Source organism: Roseateles sp. (genome assembly GCF_039929605.1).
GTDB lineage: Bacteria > Pseudomonadota > Gammaproteobacteria > Burkholderiales > Burkholderiaceae_C > Pelomonas.
The window spans coordinates 1-2,763 of sequence record NZ_JBDSQX010000115.1 but is presented as its reverse complement, the minus strand read 5'-3'; the positions used below and the strand labels follow the sequence as shown (position 1 = coordinate 2,763).

Annotated in this window: 2 protein-coding genes; both read left to right on the top strand. The window is 65.9% G+C overall.

Annotated elements, in window-relative coordinates; translation table 11 throughout:
- Positions 1-205: 205 nt before the first annotated feature.
- A complete protein-coding gene (locus tag ABIS05_RS16105) occupies positions 206-1,654 on the top strand; it encodes an MFS transporter (protein WP_348009133.1) in 1,449 nt (482 codons plus the stop codon).
- A gap of 38 nt (positions 1,655-1,692) precedes the next feature.
- Positions 1,693-2,763: glycoside hydrolase family 27 protein (locus tag ABIS05_RS16100; protein WP_348009132.1), on the top strand; the 1,071-nt coding region annotated here is incomplete at its 3' end.

Sequence of the window (2,763 nt, the reverse complement as noted above, 5' to 3'; positions counted from 1 at the left end):
CACCTGGCCCAGCTCCGCTTTGCGCCTAGGCTGAGCCCCCTTGCAGGCCCAACGCGCACCCGACCCAAAGCCCGACAGCCTCCTAGGTCTTACCCGCTTTTCAATAGTCCTGCAGTCGAACGAAAATATCTCTGTTTACTAAAACGCGCCGCTGAAGCGGCCCCAGGAGACAGAGAACGTGATTGCCGACAGCGATGGAGCCGCCGTGCCCCTGACGCCCCGCCTGGGCGTGCCCGCAGCTTCGAATACGACGTCGGCCGCCGACCGGGTGCCCGCCTCGCAGAAGATCGGCTTCGGCCTGGGCTCCTTCCTGGACATGTGGGGCCATTGGCTTTACCAGTCGCTGGCCTTCCACGTCTTCAACGTGTTCCTGGGCGTGGCGCCGGGGCTGATTTCCACGGCGCTGGGCATCAAGATTTTTGTCGACGCGGTCTCGGACGCGCTGTTCGGCTGGATCTCCGACAACACCCGCTCGCGCTGGGGCCGGCGCCGCCCGTTCATCCTCGTCGGCGGCATCCTGGCGGGCATCGGCCTGCCGCTGATGTTTGCGGTGGGCCGCGGCTGGACGGACACCGAGTACTTCATCTTCATGCTCGTCTCGACCAGCCTCTACGTGCCGGTCATGAGCTGCTTCAACATGCCCTGGAACAGCCTGGGTGCGGAGATGACGCCCGACTATCACGAGCGCACCCGCGTGATGTCGTGGAAGAACGCGATCCAGAAGATCCCCGAGCTGGCGATGTTCGTCGCCGCGCAGTTCACGACGCTGGCCATCTTCAACGACGCCTCGGGCAAGCCCGACATCCTGCGTGGTGCCCAGGTCTACACCATGATCCTCGGCGGCATCATGATCGTCGTGGCGGTGCTGATTTTCTCGCTGACACGCGAGCGCTACTACGCCAAGGTGGTGGCCCAGACCAAGCAGCGAGTGCCCTTCAAGGACACCCTCTACCGCACGCTGAAGAACCGCCCCTTCCGCCAGATGCTGGGCACCATGCTGGCCTACAACATGGCCACGGCGATGGTGGGGCTGCTGGGCTATTACGCGACCGTCTACTACGTCTGCGGCGGCAACATCGTCGAGGCCACCAAGTGGAACTCGCTGATGGGCGTGGCCGGCTTGGTCAGCGGCCTGATCGGCATCACGTTCGCCGGCTGGGTGGCCAGGCGCTGGGGCAAGCGCAACGCGCTGATGACGGTGCTGGCGCTGGGCATCGTCGCCTTCATCGGCGACTGGTTCTTCTACAACCCGCAACTGCCCTGGCTGCAGCTGTTCGCCAGCGGCGGCGTGGCCTTCATCGGCGCGGGCTTCTGGACGATCTACGGCTCGGCCATGGCCGACGTCATCGACCACGACGAACTCGGCAGCGGCCAGCGCCGCGAGGGCTCGTTCGCGGCCTGCGGCTCGTGGATATCCAAGGTCGGCCTGGCCCTGGGTAACATGTCCTCGGGCTTCGTGCTGCAGTACACCGGCTTCGATGCCAAGCTGCCGGCGCAGGGCGACGAGGCCATTTTCCTGATCCGCATCTTCCTGTCGGGCATCCCCATCATCGGCTTGTGCGTTGCCCTGTTCATCGTGTCCCGCTACTTCCTGACGGAGAAGCGCATGCACGAGATCCGCGCCGAGCTAGAAGCCCGCCGCGGCACCGTCTGATCCCTTCTTCATTCCCTCCCCCCCCAACGGAGTTCGTCATGACCTCAACTTGGCTGCGCCGCTTGCTGCTGGCCGTGTCCACCTGTCTCGTCGCCGCTGGCGCGCAGGCGCATGAAACGCTTCGCCTCGAAGCCCCCAAGCCCAACCTCGCGCCCACGCCGCCGATGGGCTGGAACTCGTGGAACAAATTCGCCTGCAACGTCAGCGAGAAGTTGATCCGCGAGCAGGCCGACGCGATGGCCGCCTCCGGCATGAAGGCCGCCGGCTACCAGTACATCGTCATCGACGACTGCTGGCAGAAGAGCCGCGACGCCGACGGCAACGTGCAGGCCGACCCCGAGCGCTTTCCAAGCGGCATCAAGGCGCTGGCCGACTACGTGCACTCCAAGGGCCTCAAGTTCGGCCTCTACTCCGACGCCGGCGTGCTGACCTGCGGCGGCCGCCCCGGCAGCGCCGGCCGCGAGTTTCAGGACGCGCGCCAGTACGCCAAGTGGGGCGTGGACTATCTGAAGTACGACTGGTGCGCCACCGGCCCGCGCAACGCCGAAGCCGCCTACACCATCATGGCCAAGGCGCTGCGCGAGTCGGGCCGCGACATCGTGCTGTCCATCTGCGAATGGGGCACCAGCAAGCCCGGCACCTGGGCGCATCCGGTCGGCCACCTGTGGCGCACCACCGGCGACATCTGGGACGGCTGGAAGGGCAAGAAAGAGTGGTCGCACGGCCTGATCGACATCATCGACATGAATGCCGACCTGTGGACCGAATCCGCCCCCAACGGCTGGAACGACCCCGACATGCTGGAGGTTGGCAACGGCGGCATGACGACCACCGAGTACAAGAGCCACTTCTCGATCTGGGCCATGCTGGCCGCGCCGCTGGTGGCGGGCAATGACATGTCCAAGATGGACGAGACGACCAAGCGCATCCTGACCAATGCCGAGGTCATCAAGGTCGACCAGGACCCGCTGGGCCGCCAGGGTCGCCGCGTCTGGCGCCAGGGCGACCTGGAGATCTGGGTGCGCACGCTGCAGGGTGGCGACCGCGCCGCCGTGCTGTTCAACCGCAGCGACAAGCCGGCCGAGATGGCCGTGGCCTGGGAACAGCTC